General features: G+C 67.2%; 14 protein-coding genes and 1 pseudogene. 3 read left to right on the forward strand and 12 right to left on the reverse strand.

Annotated features, from left to right (window positions below; genetic code table 11):
- Positions 1 to 49: 49 nt before the first annotated feature.
- Positions 50 to 517, reverse strand: a complete 468-nt coding sequence (locus pbN1_RS20185) for a hypothetical protein (RefSeq protein ID WP_169202052.1) — start codon at positions 515 to 517, stop codon at positions 50 to 52.
- 261 nt (positions 518 to 778) lie between these two features.
- Between pbN1_RS20185 and pbN1_RS20190 the strand changes: the two genes are divergently transcribed.
- The 3 genes and pseudogenes from pbN1_RS20190 (at position 779) to gcvA (ending at position 6,113) form a co-directional block, all read left to right on the forward strand.
- Complete coding sequence (locus pbN1_RS20190) at positions 779 to 2,575, forward strand: ABC transporter transmembrane domain-containing protein (RefSeq protein WP_169202051.1); 1,797 nt, start codon at positions 779 to 781, stop codon at positions 2,573 to 2,575.
- Positions 2,576 to 3,013: 438 nt separating this feature from the next.
- Positions 3,014 to 4,987 carry a putative bifunctional diguanylate cyclase/phosphodiesterase gene (locus pbN1_RS20195; RefSeq protein ID WP_244857052.1) on the forward strand — a complete coding sequence of 658 codons (1,974 nt, stop codon included), beginning with the start codon at positions 3,014 to 3,016 and terminating at the stop codon, positions 4,985 to 4,987.
- 227 nt (positions 4,988 to 5,214) lie between these two features.
- A pseudogene (gene gcvA / locus pbN1_RS20200) lies at positions 5,215 to 6,113 on the forward strand (transcriptional regulator GcvA).
- Between the two features lie 50 nt (positions 6,114 to 6,163).
- On the opposite strand, the gene pbN1_RS20210 reads toward gcvA, so the two are convergent.
- The 11 genes from pbN1_RS20210 to pbN1_RS20260 form a co-directional block, all read right to left on the reverse strand.
- On the reverse strand, positions 6,164 to 7,402 hold the full coding sequence (locus pbN1_RS20210) for a CaiB/BaiF CoA transferase family protein (RefSeq protein ID WP_169202049.1): 1,239 nt from the start codon (positions 7,400 to 7,402) through the stop codon (positions 6,164 to 6,166).
- A gap of 323 nt (positions 7,403 to 7,725) precedes the next feature.
- Positions 7,726 to 8,799: a TRAP transporter substrate-binding protein gene (locus tag pbN1_RS20215; protein WP_169202048.1), complete on the reverse strand. Its 1,074-nt coding sequence runs from the start codon at positions 8,797 to 8,799 to the stop codon at positions 7,726 to 7,728.
- Between the two features lie 43 nt (positions 8,800 to 8,842).
- Positions 8,843 to 10,129: a TRAP transporter large permease gene (locus pbN1_RS20220; protein WP_169202047.1), complete on the reverse strand. Its 1,287-nt coding sequence runs from the start codon at positions 10,127 to 10,129 to the stop codon at positions 8,843 to 8,845.
- Complete coding sequence (locus tag pbN1_RS20225; RefSeq protein WP_169202046.1) at positions 10,126 to 10,671, reverse strand: TRAP transporter small permease; 546 nt, start codon at positions 10,669 to 10,671, stop codon at positions 10,126 to 10,128. The genes pbN1_RS20220 and pbN1_RS20225 overlap by 4 nt, the downstream gene beginning before the upstream one ends.
- Positions 10,672 to 10,719: 48 nt before the next feature.
- On the reverse strand, positions 10,720 to 11,523 hold the full coding sequence (locus pbN1_RS20230; protein WP_169202045.1) for an enoyl-CoA hydratase/isomerase family protein: 804 nt from the start codon (positions 11,521 to 11,523) through the stop codon (positions 10,720 to 10,722).
- An 11-nt stretch (positions 11,524 to 11,534) separates the two neighbouring features.
- Positions 11,535 to 12,299, reverse strand: a complete 765-nt coding sequence (locus pbN1_RS20235) for an SDR family NAD(P)-dependent oxidoreductase (protein WP_210147599.1) — start codon at positions 12,297 to 12,299, stop codon at positions 11,535 to 11,537.
- A gap of 1 nt (position 12,300) precedes the next feature.
- Positions 12,301 to 13,446: a thiolase family protein gene (locus pbN1_RS20240; protein ID WP_210147600.1), complete on the reverse strand. Its 1,146-nt coding sequence runs from the start codon at positions 13,444 to 13,446 to the stop codon at positions 12,301 to 12,303.
- A 19-nt stretch (positions 13,447 to 13,465) separates the two neighbouring features.
- Positions 13,466 to 13,819 carry a Zn-ribbon domain-containing OB-fold protein gene (locus pbN1_RS20245; protein WP_169204150.1) on the reverse strand — a complete coding sequence of 118 codons (354 nt, stop codon included), beginning with the start codon at positions 13,817 to 13,819 and terminating at the stop codon, positions 13,466 to 13,468.
- Between the two features lie 597 nt (positions 13,820 to 14,416).
- The gene (locus tag pbN1_RS20250; RefSeq protein WP_169204151.1) at positions 14,417 to 15,664 is read right to left on the reverse strand and encodes an NnrS family protein; all 1,248 of its coding nucleotides are present in this window, start codon (positions 15,662 to 15,664) and stop codon (positions 14,417 to 14,419) included.
- Positions 15,658 to 16,515, reverse strand: a complete 858-nt coding sequence (locus pbN1_RS20255) for an ABC transporter ATP-binding protein (RefSeq protein WP_169204152.1) — start codon at positions 16,513 to 16,515, stop codon at positions 15,658 to 15,660. The genes pbN1_RS20250 and pbN1_RS20255 overlap by 7 nt, the downstream gene beginning before the upstream one ends.
- Complete coding sequence (locus tag pbN1_RS20260; protein ID WP_169204153.1) at positions 16,512 to 17,303, reverse strand: ABC transporter permease; 792 nt, start codon at positions 17,301 to 17,303, stop codon at positions 16,512 to 16,514. The genes pbN1_RS20255 and pbN1_RS20260 overlap by 4 nt, the downstream gene beginning before the upstream one ends.
- Between the last annotated feature and the right edge of the window lie 10 nt (positions 17,304 to 17,313).

A 17,313-nucleotide genomic window follows, 5' to 3' on the forward strand; every position in this document is an offset into this window, starting at 1 on the left:
TGGCTTCAATGATCCCGGCGTTCTGGCTGGGACGTCTGTCGCGGCCGGTTTACCCCTGCGTTCTGCGATCCTCGTCCGGACCGGCTGAATCTTCTCCGTCTTGAGACTCGGCATCCTTGCTGCTGCGACGGCCGACGATCGCATGGAGCGAAATCACGTCCGCGCCCCCAATCGGCCAGGGCATCGGCACCCGCATCGAGATGCGTGTCGCTTCGGCTCCGGGCTGGTCGGTCTTGCGGCGCAAGGGGATGACTTCGGCTTCGAGATGCGGAATCCACGGCATATCCGACGCACGGCGCAGATCCTCCTTTCCGGTGACGGGACGTCCTAGTGTCCTGAACCCGACACTCCAGAAACGCTGGGTTCCTTGGAGCCATACGTCGAACCATTTCATCCCTTCGAGCATCGCCGATTCCGACCACTTTACCCACAAGGCCGGGTCGACGCCGGGTCGGTCGCCCGAAACACTCTCCCGTTCCCCAGCGCGTCTGCGCTTTTCATCTGCTGCGCTCTTCATTGCGGCTCCGAGTTACTGGATAGTTTCCCCCAAGCATAAACATTGCGGCTTCCGCGCGAAAGATCTGATTGGTAACAGGCAGAAGCGGCCCTGCAGCAAGCTTCGGCCGTGGCGTCCGGCAGACGACGGCTGATGTATTCCCCCTGTCAGCGCGGCTGCGCGGCGGTCAGGCCAATACGCCCTGCTTCCTGTACGTTCTGCCAACGGGTGGCAACATAGAGCAGTTCGTCCATGCGGCCTCGAGAAGAACAATAATTACGGATGCCCGGTGATACCCTGAAACACGCCTCGACGCCGCGCCGACTGTCGGCGTTAACAGGCCTGTGGCCGTTCCTGCAGCCCTATCGGGGGCGAATTGCGCTGGCCTTCATCCTGCTCTGCCTCGGTTCGGCAATCATCCTGCTGCTCCCGCTGGCGTTCGGCGACCTCATCGACCTGGGGTTTGGTGCAAGGGCGCAGGCCGGCGACGGTCTGCTCGGTGGGCTGAACCTGAACGGGCATTTCATCGCCCTGTTCGGATTGGCGAGCGCCTGGGCACTGGCGGTGTCCGCCCGCTACTACACTGTGTCGTGGGTCGGCGAGCGGGCAACCGCCGATCTGCGCTGTGCGGTATATATGCGCGTACTGTCCCAGTCGCCCCAATTTTTCGAGACCTTGCAGACCGGGGAAGTCCTGTCCCGGTTGACCGGCGACACGACGCTGATCCAGACCGTGATCGGCAGTTCCGTGTCGATGGGCTTGCGCAGCCTGTTCCAGTTCACCGGTGGCATGGTCATGCTGGCCGTCACCAGCCTCTACCTGTTCTCCTTGAACCTGGGCCTCATGGCCTTGCTGACGCTGCCCATCATCGTTATCGGCCGCAAGGTCAAAAGACTTTCGCGCGAATCCCAGGACAGGATTGCCGATGCCTCGGCACTGGCCGGTGAAATCCTCAATGCCATGCCGACGGTACAGGCCTATACGCAGGAGCGGCACGAAGCCGAACGCTTTGCCGCTGCCGCGGAAACCGGGTTCACGACGGCGATCCGGCGCACGCGCGTGCGCGCTGCGCTCACGACTTTGATCATCACCGCGGTGATGGGAACGATCATCTTCGTGCTGTGGATCGGCGTGCGCCAGATGCATGACGGCATCCTGACCCAAGGCCAGTTGGCGTCCTTTGTCCTTTACGCGGCACTCGTCGCCGGCGGCGTCGGAACCATGGCAGAAGTGTGGGGCGACGTCATGCGCGCGGCCGGAGCGGCAGAGCGCCTGCTGGAACTGCTGCACGCGGACTCCGCCATCCGCGAGGAGGCCCGGCCACAACCGCCCGCGCGTCCAGCGCAGGCGGCGATCAGTTTCGAGCACGTGACGTTCTGCTATCCCGCTCGCCCGCACCCGCATGCGCTCGACGACATCTGCCTGACGATTGCGCCGGGCGAGAGCGTCGCGCTTGTCGGCCCGTCCGGCGCGGGCAAGACGAGCATGTTCCAGGTCCTGCTGCGCTATTACGAAATATCCGGCGGCGCCATCCGGATCAACGGACAAGACATCCGCCAACTGAGTCTGCACGACCTGCGCAAAGGCATCGCGATCGTGCCGCAAGACCCGGTGATCTTTTCCGCCAACGCGCTGGAGAACATCCGCTACGGCCGCCGCGCGGCGAGCGACGCGGAAGTCATCGCAGCGGCCCGGGCAGCGCTGGTCGATGAGTTCATCGAGCGACTGCCCGAGGGCTACCAGACATTCCTCGGCGAGCGCGGCACCCGCCTGTCCGGGGGACAGCGCCAGCGCATCGCGATTGCGCGCGCGATCCTGAAAAGCGCGCCGATGCTGCTCCTCGATGAAGCCACCAGCGCTCTCGATGTGGAATCCGAAATCCTGGTGCAGCAAGGACTCAACGCCGCCATGCAGGGGCGCACGACGCTGATCATCGCCCATCGGCTTGCCACGGTGCAAAAAGCCGACCGAATCGTGGTGATGGATCGAGGCCGCATCGTCGAGACTGGCACCCCGGAGGATCTACGTCATCAGGGCGGCCTTTACGCGCGTCTGGCAGCGCTCCAACTTGACCTTTGACCCTTCCCGGCCTCGCGGCGGTTCGAGCGGTAGCGCGAATTGGGCTTGATATAAGGAAGCCGACTCGCGGCTCGGGAGGTCGTACGGTCGAGGCCCGAACTACCCGAGAGAGACAGAAGCGGCCCTTGTCATGCCACACACATCCTCGCGTCGCCGCAACCCGTACAACAAGTGCCTCGCCCGTGCAGTCGCCCCAAACTTGCGAACCGGCCCCCGTGCAGACTTGCTCCTGCGCATCACCGCCGCAACGGCTGCAGCCGGCAGGAAACTGCAGAGCCGATCGCCTAAAAATGAACGGCCCGCTCACCGGTGGGCCGTTTTGCAAAACGATCTACCGCAATCCGGACGATTTGGAACTAGAATTTTTGTAAACGTCAGGAAACAAGCCGCCCTGCGCGGCGGCCCTTCCGAGGCCGTCCGGCGCGGGGGGCGCAGTCCGTGCAGAGCGTACCGGATTCGCACGAACGAGCTGCCGGGTGGGCACCGTCCGGCCGCTTTCCTCTGCTTCTTCGCCGAAAGGGGTGGACCATGGATAGTTGGCCCGACAGTGTCTCGCTCGACGAGTACAAACGTCTGTATCGGGCGCTGCGCACCCTCAGCGCCGGCAACCGCACGCTCGCCCGCGCGCGCGACGAAGAGACCCTGCTCCACGACATGGTGCATGCGATCGTGGAACAGGGCGGCTACCGCATGGCGTGGATCGGCTATGCCGACCATGACGAGCACAAGACGATCCGCGTCATGGCCCACGCAGGTGTCGAGGAAGGGATCTTCGAAACCTTCCCTCTGTCCTGGGCCGACGAGATCAGGCATCCGACCGCGCTCGCGCTCCAGAGCGGTGCGCCGCGCGTGGGGCATCTGGTGCAGGAGGATCCCGCGCTCGCGCACCTACACGCCGAGCAGCGCAAGCGCGGCTACGTGGCGGTGAGCGCCTTCCCCCTGGTCATCGACGGCCGGATCGGCGGCAACCTCAGCATCATCGCGAGCGAAGCCGATGCCTTTCGCGAGGAGGAGGTGAACGTCCTGGGCGAGCTCGCCGAGGACGTGGCCTTCGGCATCGCCGCGATCCGGTCGCGCAAACGCCAGGAGGAAGCCGAGGCGGCCCTGCGCCACATGGCGCTGCATGACGGCGTAACCGGTCTGCCCAACCGCGTGCTGTTCCGAAGCCGCCTGGAAGCGCTCGCTCACGAGGTTTCTCCGACCGTGCACCCCTTCGCGGTCGCCCTGCTGTCCGTCGATCAGTTCCGCGAGGTGAACGAGATGCTCGGGCCCGATCAGGGGAACGCGCTGATGCTCCAGGTGACTCGCAGACTGGAGGGGGCGATCGACGGCGCGGATCTGCTCGCGCGGGTGGGTGACGACGAGTTCGCGCTGCTGTGGTGCGACACCGATGCGGACCGGGCGATGCGCAAGGCGACACGCGTCCTGGCCCTGCTCGACGAACCGCTTTCCCTCGCGGAGCTTGCGGTGGATGCACGTGCCCGGCTCGGCATCGCGCTCTTTCCCGGACACGGCACGGAGCCGGACGCGCTGATGCGACGCGCCGCGGTGGCCGCGCGTGAAGCGAGACACTCCGCTGCCCGCTGCGCCGTCTTCACTGGCGATCTGGACCGCGAATGCAGCCGGAACCTGGCGCTCATCGCGGAACTCCACCGGGCGATCGCGGGCGGCCAATTGCGGCTGTATTGCCAGCCCAAGGTCGACCTCGCCTCGGGCGCAGCTTGCGGGGCCGAGGCGCTGGTGCGCTGGGCACATCCGGACCAGGGCCTCATCGGGCCCGACCGTTTCATCAAGCTGGCCGAGAACGCCGGTCTGATCACGCCGCTTACCGACTGGATGCTTGGTGCGGCCTTCCGCCAGCTCTACGCCTGGCAGGCCGACGGCCTCCACATTCCGCTGGCCATCAACCTCTCCGCTCGCGACCTGCTCGATGCCCGCCTGGTCGAGCGCATCCACGGGCACTTTCTCACTTGGGGCGTGGAGCCCGCGAACGTCCAGTTCGAGCTCACCGAGAGTGCCCTCCTCGAAGACCCGGATCGCTCCCTCGAGACGCTGAATGAATTGAAGGACATGGGCGTGCAACTGGCCGTCGACGATTTCGGCACCGGTTACTCCAGCCTCAGCTACCTGCAGCGCCTGCCGGCAGATTCGATCAAGATCGACCAGTCCTTCGTGAGCCGGATGATGGCGCACGAAGGTTCGGACGCCATCGTGCGCTCCACCATCGACCTCGGACACGACCTCGGGCTCGGCGTCACCGCCGAGGGCGTGGAGGATCTGGAGACGTGGCGCCGCCTGACCACGCTCAAGTGCGATCTCGCGCAGGGCTACTTCGTCAGTCCGCCACTGCCGGCCGCGGCATTCGCAGCCTGGCAGGTGCCGGCGGGGCTGCGCCAGATGGCGGCCCACTAATCTTCCGCTTCCGATGGCGGGGGCCGTGACGGCCGACGACGCCCCGGGGACCGGACTCACCCGGTCACGTCGTCGTGGTCGGTCGACACCGCGAGCCCCTTCCACTGCTCGAGGTCGCGCTCGACGGCGCGGCGCTTCATCGACTTCGCGGTGTTCCGCCTTCATTCTGCCGGCCATCCGTAGCGCTTCGATTGAGAAAACCTCAATCGCGTGCCAGACTCGAAACCATGGACCGCCTGCCTCCACTCAACGCAATCCGCGCTTTCGAAGCCGCGGCGCGACACCTCAGCATCACGGTCGCGGCCGAGGAGCTGTACGTGACGCCCGGCGCAGTGAGCCGCCAGATCCGCTCGCTCGAGGAATCGCTCGGAGTGCAGCTGCTGCATCGCGGGCATCGCCAGATCACGCTTACCAGCGCGGGGGAGGACTACTACCGGGCGGTGACGAAGGCGATGGACGCGTTGCGTGAGGCAACTCGCCGCCTCACCAAACGCGCCAAGCGCAAGCAACTCAAGATCCGCGCCTATACAACCTTCGCGATGCGCTGGCTGATTCCGCGGCTGTCCAGCTTCCATGCGGCAAATCCCGGCATTGAGGTGCTGCTCACCGCCTCGCTCGACCCGGTGGACTTCCGCAAGGAAGACATCGACGGCGCAATCCGGCTGGGCGACGGCAAGTGGAGCGGGGTGAACGCGTTTCGACTGGTGCCGAACATCCTGCTCCCCGTGTGCAGTCCGCGCCTGCTCGCGGCGGGCGCCAAGGTCAGGAAGCCGGCTGATCTGCAGCAGCAGACGCTGCTGCACTCCATCGCCCCGACGACTGGCGCTACTGGCTGGAGGCCGCGGGCGTGGAGCGGGAGGTCGACGCGCGCGGCGGCATGACCTACCAGAGCTCCGCCATGGCCTACGCGGCTGCCGTGGAAGGCCAGGGGTTCGCCATCGCCCAGCACTTCCTCGTTGCCGACGACCTCGCTTCGGGCAGGCTGGTCGCCCCCTTCCGCCAGACGGTCGACATGGGCGACTTCACCTATTACCTCCTCACCCCGGCCAATCGCAAGGAAAGCGCCAGCATGGCGACATTCCGGACTTGGCTCCTTGAGCAGTTCCGGCCGACCGAACCGGGTTGACCGCAGCCGCAGCCGCCGCGCGAGGGGCGCGGCAAGGGGCTCCGAAGCGCTCACCCTGCGGCCCGTCGCGCCGTCGCCATGTCCTGCGCGAGCTCGGCGCAATGGATGGCGCCCCACTCGTGGAGCACATCCACGTCCTCGTTGCTGTAGCCGGCCGCGCACAACACCGCGCGCGTGTCCTGCCCGCAGGCCGGCGCGGGGCGGCTCGGCAGTGTGTTCGACTCCGCGCTGTTGATCGGAAAACCGGGCATCCGGATGGTGCCGAGCTGCGGATGGGCGAGCTCGCCGATCATCCGGTTGGCGGCGACCTGCGGGTGCGCCACGACATCCTCGTAGGTCGCGACGCGCGCGCACAGGATGTCGGCGTCCTTCAGCGTCGGCAACCAGTCGGATGTCGTGCGCGTCTTGAAAACACGCGTGAGCGCCTCGACCATCCGCACCCGGTTCGCGACCCGCAACGGCGAGGTGGCGAAGCGGGGATCGTCCGCAAGCCCCGGCAGACCCAGCAGTTTGCACAGCCGCAGCCAGCGCTCGGGCGTGTAGGCGGCCACCATGATCCAGCCGTCGGCGGTCTCGAAGGCCTGGTTCGGCGCCGAGTACGGCGCAGCGCTGCCTGCGCGCACCGGCAGTTCGCCGTCCGCGAAATGGCTCGCGAGCGACGACTGCTGCAGCGCCAGCGCCGAATTCAGGAGATTCACGTCGAGATGACCGCCCCGCCCTTCGCGTTCGCGCTGCGCGAGCTTGGCGAGGATTCCCATGCAGGCCACGTAGCCCGTCATCACGTCGACCACCGGCGCCTGGACCTTGCAGGGCTCGCTGTCCGGTATCCCGATGAGGCTCATGAGCCCTGAATCAGCCTGCACGATGCCGTCCACGCCGGCGCGCTCCGCATAGGGGCCGTGCTGCCCGTAGGCGGAAATCGAGCAGTAGATGAGCGACGGGAAGGCCTCGGCGAGCGCCTCGTGGCCCAACCCGAGCCGCGCCATCACGCCGGGCCGCATGCTCTCCACGACGACGTCCGCCTGCGCGATCAGCCGTTTCGCGACCGCCACGCCGTCGGCCGCCTTGAGGTTCAGCGCCACGCCCAGCTTGTTGCGATTGAAGGCGTGAAAGAGCGCGCTGTCGTCGCCGATCCATGCCGGCCCCAAGCCGCGCCCGAGCTCCCCCGCGGGAGGTTCCACCTTGAGGACACGTGCGCCCATGTCAGCCATGAGCATGGTGCAGGTCGGGCCGGCGCCGATCTGCGTGAAGTCGATAACGGTCATGCCGTCCAGAGCATTGTGCAGCATGTCAGCGCTCCCGGGTCCGGATGCTTCGTTTGAAGGCGCCTTGCGCGGTCGCGACCGGCGAATTGGTTTGCGATGACATGGCGGTCTCCTCATTGAATTGAAATGCCACGATTCCGTCGCATCGGATCGGTGGTTCAATGATTGCGGCCGCACAGAATCCGGTAAACTGATATTTGCAGCAACGACGGTTGAGATTTTCTCAATCGGATTCTTGTGACGATGGCGCGCCGAGAGGCGAAAAGCAAGCGGCGGGATCCCGAATGGAGATCCCGCCGCATCCCATCCCGGCGACCCGGTCCGGGCCGCCGTCCGAAACGATGAGCTCACCTGCCGTTCATCAACGCCTCCCGATACGCGTTGAGCGTGGCCGTTCCCGGCTTGCGCCGCTTGTCCAGGTCCGCCGCCCAGGCATTGGCGACCTCGTCCGCAACCCGGATGAATGCCGCCTCGTCATCGCTCTTGAACGCCACCAGTCGCACCCCCGCGGCCTTGAGCCGGTCTGCCGCGGCGCGCTCCTCGTCGTCGAACGCCTTGCAGCCGCTCTCGACAATGCGGTCGCCCGCCTCGGACAGGATCTGCTTCACTTCCGTCGGCAGCTTTGTCCATTTCCGCTCGCTGATCGAATAGGCCACGATCACCGTCCCGAAATTGCCGCCCACCGTCGCAGTCTTCGTGAGACTCGTGAGCTTGTACGACTCCACGCTGACGAACGAGAACAGCGTGCCGTCGATCGTGCCGCGCGACATCGACTCGTAGATCTCCGGCGGCGCCATGCGCACGGGGACGGTGTTGAGCTTGTCGAGCGTCATGTGCTGCGCGCCCCCGCTGGCCCGCAGCTTGGCACCGCCGAGATCCTTCAGCGTGGCGATGTCCCTGGAGCTGCCGAGCACGGCCTGGTACGGCGGCAGCGCCGCGACGAAGAGCGGGCGGATGCCGTTCGGCTTGAACTCGTTCGCATACAGGTGCCCCCCCTCCTTCGCCAGCGACCAGTACGCCTGCATCACCTGGCAGGCGCTCGTCGACGCCCCGGGCAGCTCCGCCACCGCGGAGAGCGGCATCTTCTCGGAGATGTAGGCGGGCCCGACGTAGCCGATGTCGATCACGCCGGTCTGGGTGAGAGTTAGCATGTCCTTCGCCTTGCCCACCTGTTCGGCGGGAAAGTACTTGAAGTCGATGCGACCGTCGGAGAGCTCGCCGACGAGCTTCATCCACGGCTTGGTCATCTTCTCCGCGATGATGTGGCCGGCCGGCAGCGAATCGGCCAGGCGGAGCTCGATCCTGTCCTCGGCGGCTTCACCCCGTACGGCGAAGGCCAGCAGCGGCAGGGTTGCGAGCAGGAGGGTCCGGCGCCAGGCGCGCGCGCCGCCGGTGGGAATGGGAAGCTTGATGGAATGCATGGTGAGTCTCCTCGGAGGGGTTGATTGGCGTTTGCATAACGCCTTATTGCATGTGGGACGGCAGCCACAGGATGAGCTGCGGGAACGCGAGCAGCAGCGCGATCGCGGCGACATGGGCGATGACGTGGGGCGTGGTGCCGCGGAACACCTCGCCGACGGGCCGTCCCGAGTAGCGCGACACGATGAAGCAGTTGAGCCCGACCGGCGGCGTCACCATCCCCATTTCAGCGACCACGATGATGAGCACCCCGAACCACACGAGGTCGAATCCGAGCGACTGCACCAGCGGCACCACGATCGGCACGGTGAGGATGAGGATGGCGATCTGGTCCATGAACGCCCCGAGGATCAGATAGCCCAGCAGCAGCAGCACGAGAATCAGCCAACGCGAGGTATCGAGGCTGCCGACCCACGCCACGAGATCCTGCGACACCTGGGTGAGCGCGAAGAAATAGCCGAAGATGCTGGCGCCGAGAAGGATCATGATCACCATGCACGAGCCGTGCGCGGCCTTGGTCACCGCCAGGCGCAGCCCTTCGGCGGTCAGGCGGCCGCTGCGCCAGGCGAGCAGCATGGCGACGAAGGCGCCCAGTGCGGAGGCCTCGGTCGGCGTGGCGATACCCGAATAGATGATTCCGGTCACGGCGGCGAAGAGCGCAATCATCGGACCGACCACGCGCAGCAGCTGGAAGCGCTCGCGCAGCGGCACCGGCGACGACGTGGGCGCATGCGACGGATTGCGCCAGGCGAGGAACCACACCGTTCCAACGATGACCAGCATTACCAGGAGCCCCGGGATCACCCCGCCGATCAGGAGCTTGCCGATGTTCACGTCGGCGATGAGCCCATACACGACCATCGCGATGCTCGGCGGAATCAGCATCGCCAGCGTGCCGGAGATCGCCACGACGCCGGCCGCGAGCTTGGGCTCATAGCCGTGCTTGAGCATCGCGGGCAGGCTGGTGGCCGAGAGCGTCGCCGCCGAGGCAGTGCTCGTGCCGCAGATCGCGCCGAAGCCCGCGCCAGCGAGCGCCGTGGCCATGCCGAGGCCACCCCGGATGCTGCCGACCCAGGCCGCGGCGGCGCGGAAGAGCGCGTCCGCAACCCCGCTCAGCAGCACGAATTCCGCCATCAGGATGAACATCGGGATGGTGATCAGCTCGTAGGACGAGACCACCGACAGCGGCGTGGTCTGCAGCACGCCAAAGAGCGCGTCGGTGCCCGCCGTCAGCAGCAGTCCGAGGGACCCCGCTGCGGCCATGGCGAATCCGACCGGGGTGCCGATCGCCAGCATGGCGAAGAGCGCGGCGATGACAAGTGCGGTGCTCATTGTGCGAGCTCCTCTGCATGACGATGAGTAATCCCCTCGGTGGCGGAAACCGGTGCTTTCGCGGCGGCCGGACCGAAAAGGTTTCGAACGAACTGAAGCGCCAGGCGCAGCACGAGGAACGCCGAGCCGATCGGGACGATGATCGCGGACAGCCACATCGGCCAGGGGATGTTCCCCGCCAGGACCTCGTCGTTGGCGAAGTTCTCCCACGCACGCTCGGCTCCGATGTAGACGATCAGGGAGAACATCACGAGGCTGACCCCAGCCGTGACGAGGTCAGCGGCACGCCGCGCGCGGGGGCCCATCCTGGCATGCAGGATGTCGATGCCGACGTGAGCATTCTCCCGATGCGCATCGCTGAGGACGAAGTAGAAGACCCCCGCCATGAGATAGAGCGCGATCAGATCGTAAGCCCACGCAAACGGGCTGTTGAACAGATAGCGCATCGCGACATCGGCGGTCACCACCAACATGATCGCCAACATGAAGCCCACGGCGACGAGCGCAACCGCCCGCTCGAGCGCCTTCAGGCCTTTTTCCATTCGCATCAACATTTTTGTCTCCTCCGGCCCTGCCGGACTGGTTCGGGATTACCGCCCGTGGAAGGACGGTTGCCTCTTCTCGGCGAAGGCCCTGCGACCTTCCACGCGATCCTCGGTGTCTCGAAGTACGCCCCAGTGGAGCTCGGTCAACAGCTGGGCGTCGGTTTCGCTGAGGTGGCCGGTCTGGCGCGACAGTTTTTTGACCGCCTGCACCGCGAGCGGTGCGTTCACCGCGATGCGAGCGGCAAGCGACAGCGCCCGGTCCAGCAGGGCGTCGCCGTCGACCGTCTCGGTCACCAGCCCGATCCGTTGCGCTTCGGCGGCACCGATGCGCTCGCCCGTAAGCACCATCTGCATCGCATGGGCGGAAGGCACGGCCTTGAGCAGGCGATGCAGGCCCGAGACCGCGGGGATCGACCCGACCGCCACCTCCGGCAGGCCGAAGCTCGCGTTGGCCGAGGCGAGCCTCAGATCGCACTGCAAGGCGATCTCCAGACCGGCGCCGAGGCAGTGGCCGTTCACCGCGGCGATCACCGGCTTCCACAGGCCGAGGTCCGTGAGATCCATCAGCCGGATGTAGAGGCCAAGCTCCGCGGCGCGCTCCGGCGCCTGGAAAAGTGCCTCGGGGTAGCTCGCCGATGACGATTGCGTGCCCTTGAGGTCGGCGCCGGCGCAGAAGGCGCGTGTGCCGGCGCCGGTGAGCACGGCGACGCGCAAGTCGTCGCGGTCGCGCACCTCGGCGAGGCGCCCGCGCAGTTCGTGCAGGTCGGCGACGTCCAGCGCATTCGATGCCTCCGGCCGGTCGATGGTGAGGACGGCCACCGGGCCGTCGGTCTCGAATCGGATGCTCATGGCCGCCCTCCTCACACGCTCGGCGACGACAGGCTGCGCCCGCCGCACACGTAGAGCGTCTGCCCGGTGACGTAGGACGAGCGCGGGTCGAGGAAGAAGGCCACCGCGTTGGCGATGTCGTCGGCCGTGCCGATGCGCTGAACCGGCACCGACTTCTGCAGCTTTGCCTGGACCTCGGGCGCGAAGTTGCGGAAGAGCGGCGTGTCGATGATGCCCGGCGCCACGGCGTTGACCGTCACTCCCTTGGCGGCGAACTCGATCGCCAGCGAACGGGTGAGGCTCACCACCCCGCCCTTGGCCGCCGAGTAGTTCGCCTGCCCGAAGCCGCCGAGCCAGGCGCGCGAGGAGATGTTCACCACCCGGCCGTAGCCGCGCTCGATCATCCCCGGCAGCACCGCGCGGCAACACAGGAACTGCGAGCGCAGGTTGGTATCGATGACGAGATCCCAGTCCTCGTCGCGCATGTTGAGAAAACGCATGTCGCGCACCGCACCGGCGTTGTTCACCAGGTAGTCGATGCGCCCGGCCTGCGCGGCGATGTCGGCGAAGGCGGCGTTGACCGCCGCCGAGTCGGTGAGGTCCACCGTGGCGCCGATCGCCTTCAGGCCCTCGTCTGCGAGTCCGCTGACCGCCTCGTCGAGGGCGGCGCCGTCACGGTCGAGGAGCGCCACGGTGAGCCCTTCGCGCGCGAGTTGGGTCGCGATGCCGAGGCCGATGCCGCGGGCGGCGCCTGTTACCGCGGCGACGTGGGTGGAGTCGAAGCGTTGCATGTCCATGTCACACCCCCAGCAGATGAACCGACGAGGCGGCATGGTCGACGCCCGCAATGCCGCCGCCGGTGCATTGGGTGAGGCCCACGCGCGCGCCTTCGACCTGGCGCGCGCCGGCACGCCCCTGCAGGTGCCACATGATCTCCACCATCTGCGCGACGCCGGTCGCACCGAGCGGATGGCCTTTCGCCAGCAGTCCGCCGCTGGGGTTTACCGGCACGCGCCCGCCGAGCTGCGTGGCGCCGGACTGCAGGAAGGGAACCGCTTCGCCGTGCGGCGCGAGACCCAGCGCCTCGTAGTAGAGGAGCTCGGCGATGGTGAAGGCGTCGTGGAGCTCCACCACGTCCACGTCCCGCGGACTCAGGCCCGCCTGCTCGTAGGCCTGGCGGGCGGCGCGGGCGGTGATCTCGGCGTCGAGGATGTCGTCGTCGGCCTGCTCCCGGATGCCGGACACCACCACCGACGACAACACCTTCACGGGTCGCGCCTGTGACGGGCGCCGCGAGCTCAGCACCACCGCGGCCGCCCCGTCGACCTGCGAGGGGCAGCACTGCAGCAGCGTCAGCGGATCGGCGATCATGCGCGAGGCGAGCACCTCTTCCACCGTGGTTTCGCTGCGCTGCTGGGCATATTCATTGAGCGCGCCGTGGCGCCGGTTCTTCACCGCCACGGCGGCGAGATCGGCGGGGCTCGCATTGCGCTCGTGGAGGAAACGCGTGCCGCGCATCGCATACACCGCCGGCAGCACCATGCCGGCCTTCGCGTAGAGCTCGGTCTTGTGGTCGTTGCGCTGCATCGGGATGGTGCCGCCGCCCAGCGCGGTGAGCTGCTCGATGCCGAACACCAGCACGGTGTCGTACTGTTGGGCGAACAAGGCGTGCCGCGCGAGATGCACGGCGGTGGCGCCGCTCGCGCAGGCGTTCTCGATGTTGTAGACGGGGATCCCGTCGAACCCGAGGTCGCGCACGATGAGCTGCCCCAGGATCATGCCGCCCAGCACGTTCGCGCAGTAGATGGCCTGGATGTCGTGCGGCGACACACCGGCGTCGTCCATCGCCTTGAGAATGGCCTGCTGCGCGAGCTCGGGGGCGAGCACACCCGGATGGCGGCCGAAGGGCGTCATCGCGCCCCCGCTGATGTAGATGTCTTGCATGGTCATTGCCTCGGTGGGGTCAGGCCGGGATGGCTTCGAAGACGTAGCCGAACGCCTCGTCCGGCCGCGGCAGGTAGCGGTCGCCGATCGCGGGATGGTCCTTGCCCTGCAGCCGTCCGAAGAGGCGGACCGGGCCGGGGAAGTCGACGAAGCCCAGTGCGAAAGGCAGCTGGCCGCTCTTGGGGCTGGGGTGGATGACGGTGTAACTGTAGACGACGCCGACGCCCGCCATCGGGACCGTGTCATGGCGCGCCGCGAGCGGCGAGGCCGGGGGCAAGGCGGGGAAGATCAGCTCGGCGGTTTCGCGATCACGCGATGCGAGCAGTTGGGGGGCGGAGTCGTGACTCCAGAGTGGGTAAGCTTGGACTGACACCTCAGTCTCCTCGTCGAGTTGGATTGCATCGGCCCCTTGCGGGACTGCTGCAATGGTTGTCGCTCAGCCCAAACCCCACAAACGATATTTCCACCCTCTTAGATTGAGATTTTCTCAATCACTATCGAATCGCCCGGCATACTCAACGCATGAGGATTTATGAATCGATCAGCATGCTTTGAGCCCTGGTGGTCGGCTTCGGCTACGCGCCTGTCACGCCGGCGGTCAGCCACATGCTCGCGCTATCCACCCGCGCGAAACCTCGGCTTGGTACTTTCCGTGAAAGCAGACCGGGGTCGTCGCCGGCCGCTGGCTCGGCTCGGCTCGGCTCGGCTCGGTCAGGATGCTCGTGGTCCTCGCGCTCGCGACGACTGCAGGCGGAGTCATCCTCTCGGGCATGCCCACCGCATTGGGAAGCTGGCTGCCGATGATCATCGGCAGCATCGTCAGCGCATGTGCGCTTGGGCGGAATGGGACCTTCTTGGCCGAGGTCGCCCGCCAGGCACCCTCCGGCACGGCAGGACGGGGCAACTTGCGATTGAAGGGCCTGCCCGGTCCGTGCACGAGCAGCCTGCTATCGTCCCCAAAAAGGGGGCTTCAGTCGCCCTGAGGTTCCGGCGGCCCCTCGCAGCCGACGCCGCCGTTCGCGCGCGCCCGAACGAACAGCGGCCCGAGATAAGCGCAGCACAGCGCAAACGCCAATACCCACGCGACGCTTGCGGCGCTCATCCAGGCAGCACCATGGCTGCCCGCTCCGCCCGCGACAGCGCGCATGACGGCAGCGGCGACGAGCAACCCGGCGCTGGCCGGAATCCACCGTCGCTCGTCGAGCGGGTAGCCGCCGTGGGTGCGCCCGGCGATGCAGACGACGACGAATACGCTCAGGCCGAGTGCCCCCACGGTAAGCAGGTGACGCCCGCTGCTGACGGCGCTGTCGCCGCTGATCAGCGCGAACCCGATCAGGCCGAAGCCGCCCGCCATCAGGACATACACCAGATACAGCATCAACGGCCAACGCCGGAAAAGCGGGCGGCCGACGTGCCAGTCGTTGAGCAGATTGAAGAGCGCCGCCGACGCTGCGAGGGCCAGCCAGCCGCCGAGCCGCGCGCCCGGCGCGACGAACTCGACGGCGGTGTACAGGCCGATGCAGACGATCGCCAGATTGCGCCGCGGCGGGCGGGCGCGATATTCATCCCGCACGGTGCCGCCCTTTTCGCGCCACGTGTCGATCGACGCATTGACGATACGCATCGAGATACGGCTCAGCGCGACGACGATCAGGATCATCAGCACTCCGACCGTGGCGTGGAGCCAGCGCGCCGGCGAGGCGCCGCTCAACGCGTCGGCGTAAAAGCCGGCGACCAGCAGCGTCAGCGCGATCAGCGCCCAGAGAAAAGACAGGTGGCGTCGCTCGGGGTGACGCCACAGGCGCGGGGCGAGCAGGAAGATCAGGCCGGCGAGCAGCGCGAGATGGGCGAGCGCCGAGACGATCAACGCGCCCGCGCCGACTGCCCCCGACAACCAGAACGCCACGCGCCCCGTCAGCCACGACACCGCGAGCAGACGCACCGCGTGCGAGCCGATCGCAGGGCTGCGGGTGAATTCGGGCACCGCGGTGAGCGCGAAGCCGGCGACCGCCGCGAGTCCGAAGCCGAACAGCAGTTCGTGTGCGTGCCAGATGAAGGTCCCCCCGGGGGTGGCGGGCAGCGGCACGCCCCAGGCAAGGAAGACGCTCCACGCAAGAACGAGCAGCGGCGCCGACAGCACGGCGAACAGGAAGAAGGAGCGGAAACCGCACATCCAAACGGGGTGATCGAGGGACCACAGGCCCCGCAGGATCAACATGAACTTGCCCTCCTTGCCTTCGCGGTCGACTCCCACCCTTCGCCCGGCAAGTCTGCGGTAGGCAGGGCCTGTTCCGCGGCGCGCGCGTGAAACGCTGTGCGGCGCGCTGGGGGCACGGGCCCGAGACCAAAACTCTGCCGCACCGCCGGCACCTGCAGCAGCTCGGCCGTCCGGTGATACGTGTGCGGTTCGTCGCGTGTGCTCGCGGGGGTCGGTAGATCGACGCGGTACACGATGCGGCCGGGTTCGGGCGCCATGACGAGAATCGTGTCGGCGAGGCGGACCGCTTCCATCAGGTCGTGGGTGATCATCAGCACCGCGAGTCCGTGCTCGCGCTGGTGGTCGAGAAGCAGGTGGTGCAGCTGGCCTTTCAGGCCGATGTCCAGCGCCGAGAAAGGTTCGTCCATGAGCAGCAGGTCGGGCGCGAGCACCAGCGCGCGGGCCAGTGCAACCCGGCTCTGCATGCCGCCGGAGAGCGCGTGCGGAAACTGGTCCAGCGCGAGGTCGTCGAGGCCGACCGCACGGGCCATCGCCGCACTGCGGCGGATTCGCTCGGTGGACGGGACGCCGGCGGCTCTCAGGCCGAGCGCGATGTTGTCCCGCGCCGTCTTCCACGGCAACAGCCGAGGTTGCTGGAACATCACTGCCGGACGCGCGAAGCCGTTTTCGAGCTGGCCGCGCTGCACCGGCACGAGCCCGGCGCACAGGTGCAACAGCGTGGTTTTGCCGCAACCCGAGGGGCCGACCAGCGCCATCACCTGCCCGGCCTCGAGCGTGAGATCGATGTCGTCGAGCACCGTTTTCAGCGCGTAGGCGTGAGCGAGCCCGGCGACGGCAAGACGAGAGCTCATGCAGTATTCTCCCGCCAGCGCTCGACTTCCCGCTTGATCGGTTCGAGCACGAGGTATTCGACCGCCAGCAGGCTCCCGACGACCGCGCAGATCCACGCCAGCGTGCCGGCGGTGTCGAGGTGCGAGCGCGTCACCGCGAGCGCGGCGCCGACGCCGTCGCTCGACGACAGCAGCTCGGCCATCACGACGACTTTCCAGGCGGTCCCGAGCGCGGTGATCCACGCCGGGAAAAGATACGAGACGACGTGCGGCAGATAGAGGTCGGAAAATTTCATCCGCGCGGGCAGCCGAAACGCATGCGCCATGTCCTTCAGGTGATGGTCGAGCGTGCGCGTGCCCTGCAACGCGCCGACGAAGATCACCGGAAAGCACGCGACGACGACGGTGAACACGGGCGTCCCGTCCGAGGCGCCGAACCACAGCATCGCGAGCACCAGCCACGCGATCGGCGGCGTGCCGAGCAATACCGTGACGAGCGGCCGCGACATCATCGAAGCGGTCACCGACACTCCGGCGGCGAGTCCCAGCGCAGTGCCGATCGCGACCGCGATCGCAAGCCCGATCAGTGCGCGTCGCGCGGTGACGGCAAGCTCCGGCCACGCGGCTCCAGTCGTGACGAGGTCGGCGAGCGTGGCGAAAGTCGTCAGGGGATCGGGCAGGATCAGCGACCCGTAGATCGCGCTGCCCCCTTCCCATGCAGCCAGCAGCAGCAGCAGGCTCGCGATCGCGCCCCATCCGCTCCACAGGTAGGCCGGCAAGCCGCCGAGCCACGCTCGCAGCAGCATCATGAGCGCACGC

It is taken from the genome of Aromatoleum bremense (assembly GCF_017894365.1).
In the GTDB taxonomy this organism is placed as follows: Bacteria; Pseudomonadota; Gammaproteobacteria; order Burkholderiales; family Rhodocyclaceae; genus Aromatoleum; species Aromatoleum bremense.

Excerpts from the sequence above, each read along its gene's own strand:
- pbN1_RS20255 (WP_169204152.1), bottom strand. The coding sequence starts at position 16,515 with ATGAGCTCTCGTCTTGCCGTCGCCGGGCTCGCTCACGCCTACGCGCTG.
- pbN1_RS20185 (WP_169202052.1), bottom strand. The coding sequence starts at position 517 with ATGAAGAGCGCAGCAGATGAAAAGCGCAGACGCGCTGGGGAACGGGAG.
- pbN1_RS20260 (WP_169204153.1), bottom strand. The coding sequence starts at position 17,303 with ATGATGCTGCTGCGAGCGTGGCTCGGCGGCTTGCCGGCCTACCTGTGG.
- pbN1_RS20190 (WP_169202051.1), top strand. The coding sequence starts at position 779 with ATGCCCGGTGATACCCTGAAACACGCCTCGACGCCGCGCCGACTGTCG.
- pbN1_RS20235 (WP_210147599.1), bottom strand. The coding sequence starts at position 12,299 with ATGGACATGCAACGCTTCGACTCCACCCACGTCGCCGCGGTAACAGGC.
- pbN1_RS20220 (WP_169202047.1), bottom strand. The coding sequence starts at position 10,129 with ATGAGCACCGCACTTGTCATCGCCGCGCTCTTCGCCATGCTGGCGATC.
- pbN1_RS20210 (WP_169202049.1), bottom strand. The coding sequence starts at position 7,402 with ATGCTGCACAATGCTCTGGACGGCATGACCGTTATCGACTTCACGCAG.
- pbN1_RS20225 (WP_169202046.1), bottom strand. The coding sequence starts at position 10,671 with ATGGAAAAAGGCCTGAAGGCGCTCGAGCGGGCGGTTGCGCTCGTCGCC.
- pbN1_RS20230 (WP_169202045.1), bottom strand. The coding sequence starts at position 11,523 with ATGAGCATCCGATTCGAGACCGACGGCCCGGTGGCCGTCCTCACCATC.
- pbN1_RS20240 (WP_210147600.1), bottom strand. The coding sequence starts at position 13,446 with ATGCAAGACATCTACATCAGCGGGGGCGCGATGACGCCCTTCGGCCGC.
- pbN1_RS20215 (WP_169202048.1), bottom strand. The coding sequence starts at position 8,799 with ATGCATTCCATCAAGCTTCCCATTCCCACCGGCGGCGCGCGCGCCTGG.
- pbN1_RS20250 (WP_169204151.1), bottom strand. The coding sequence starts at position 15,664 with ATGTTGATCCTGCGGGGCCTGTGGTCCCTCGATCACCCCGTTTGGATG.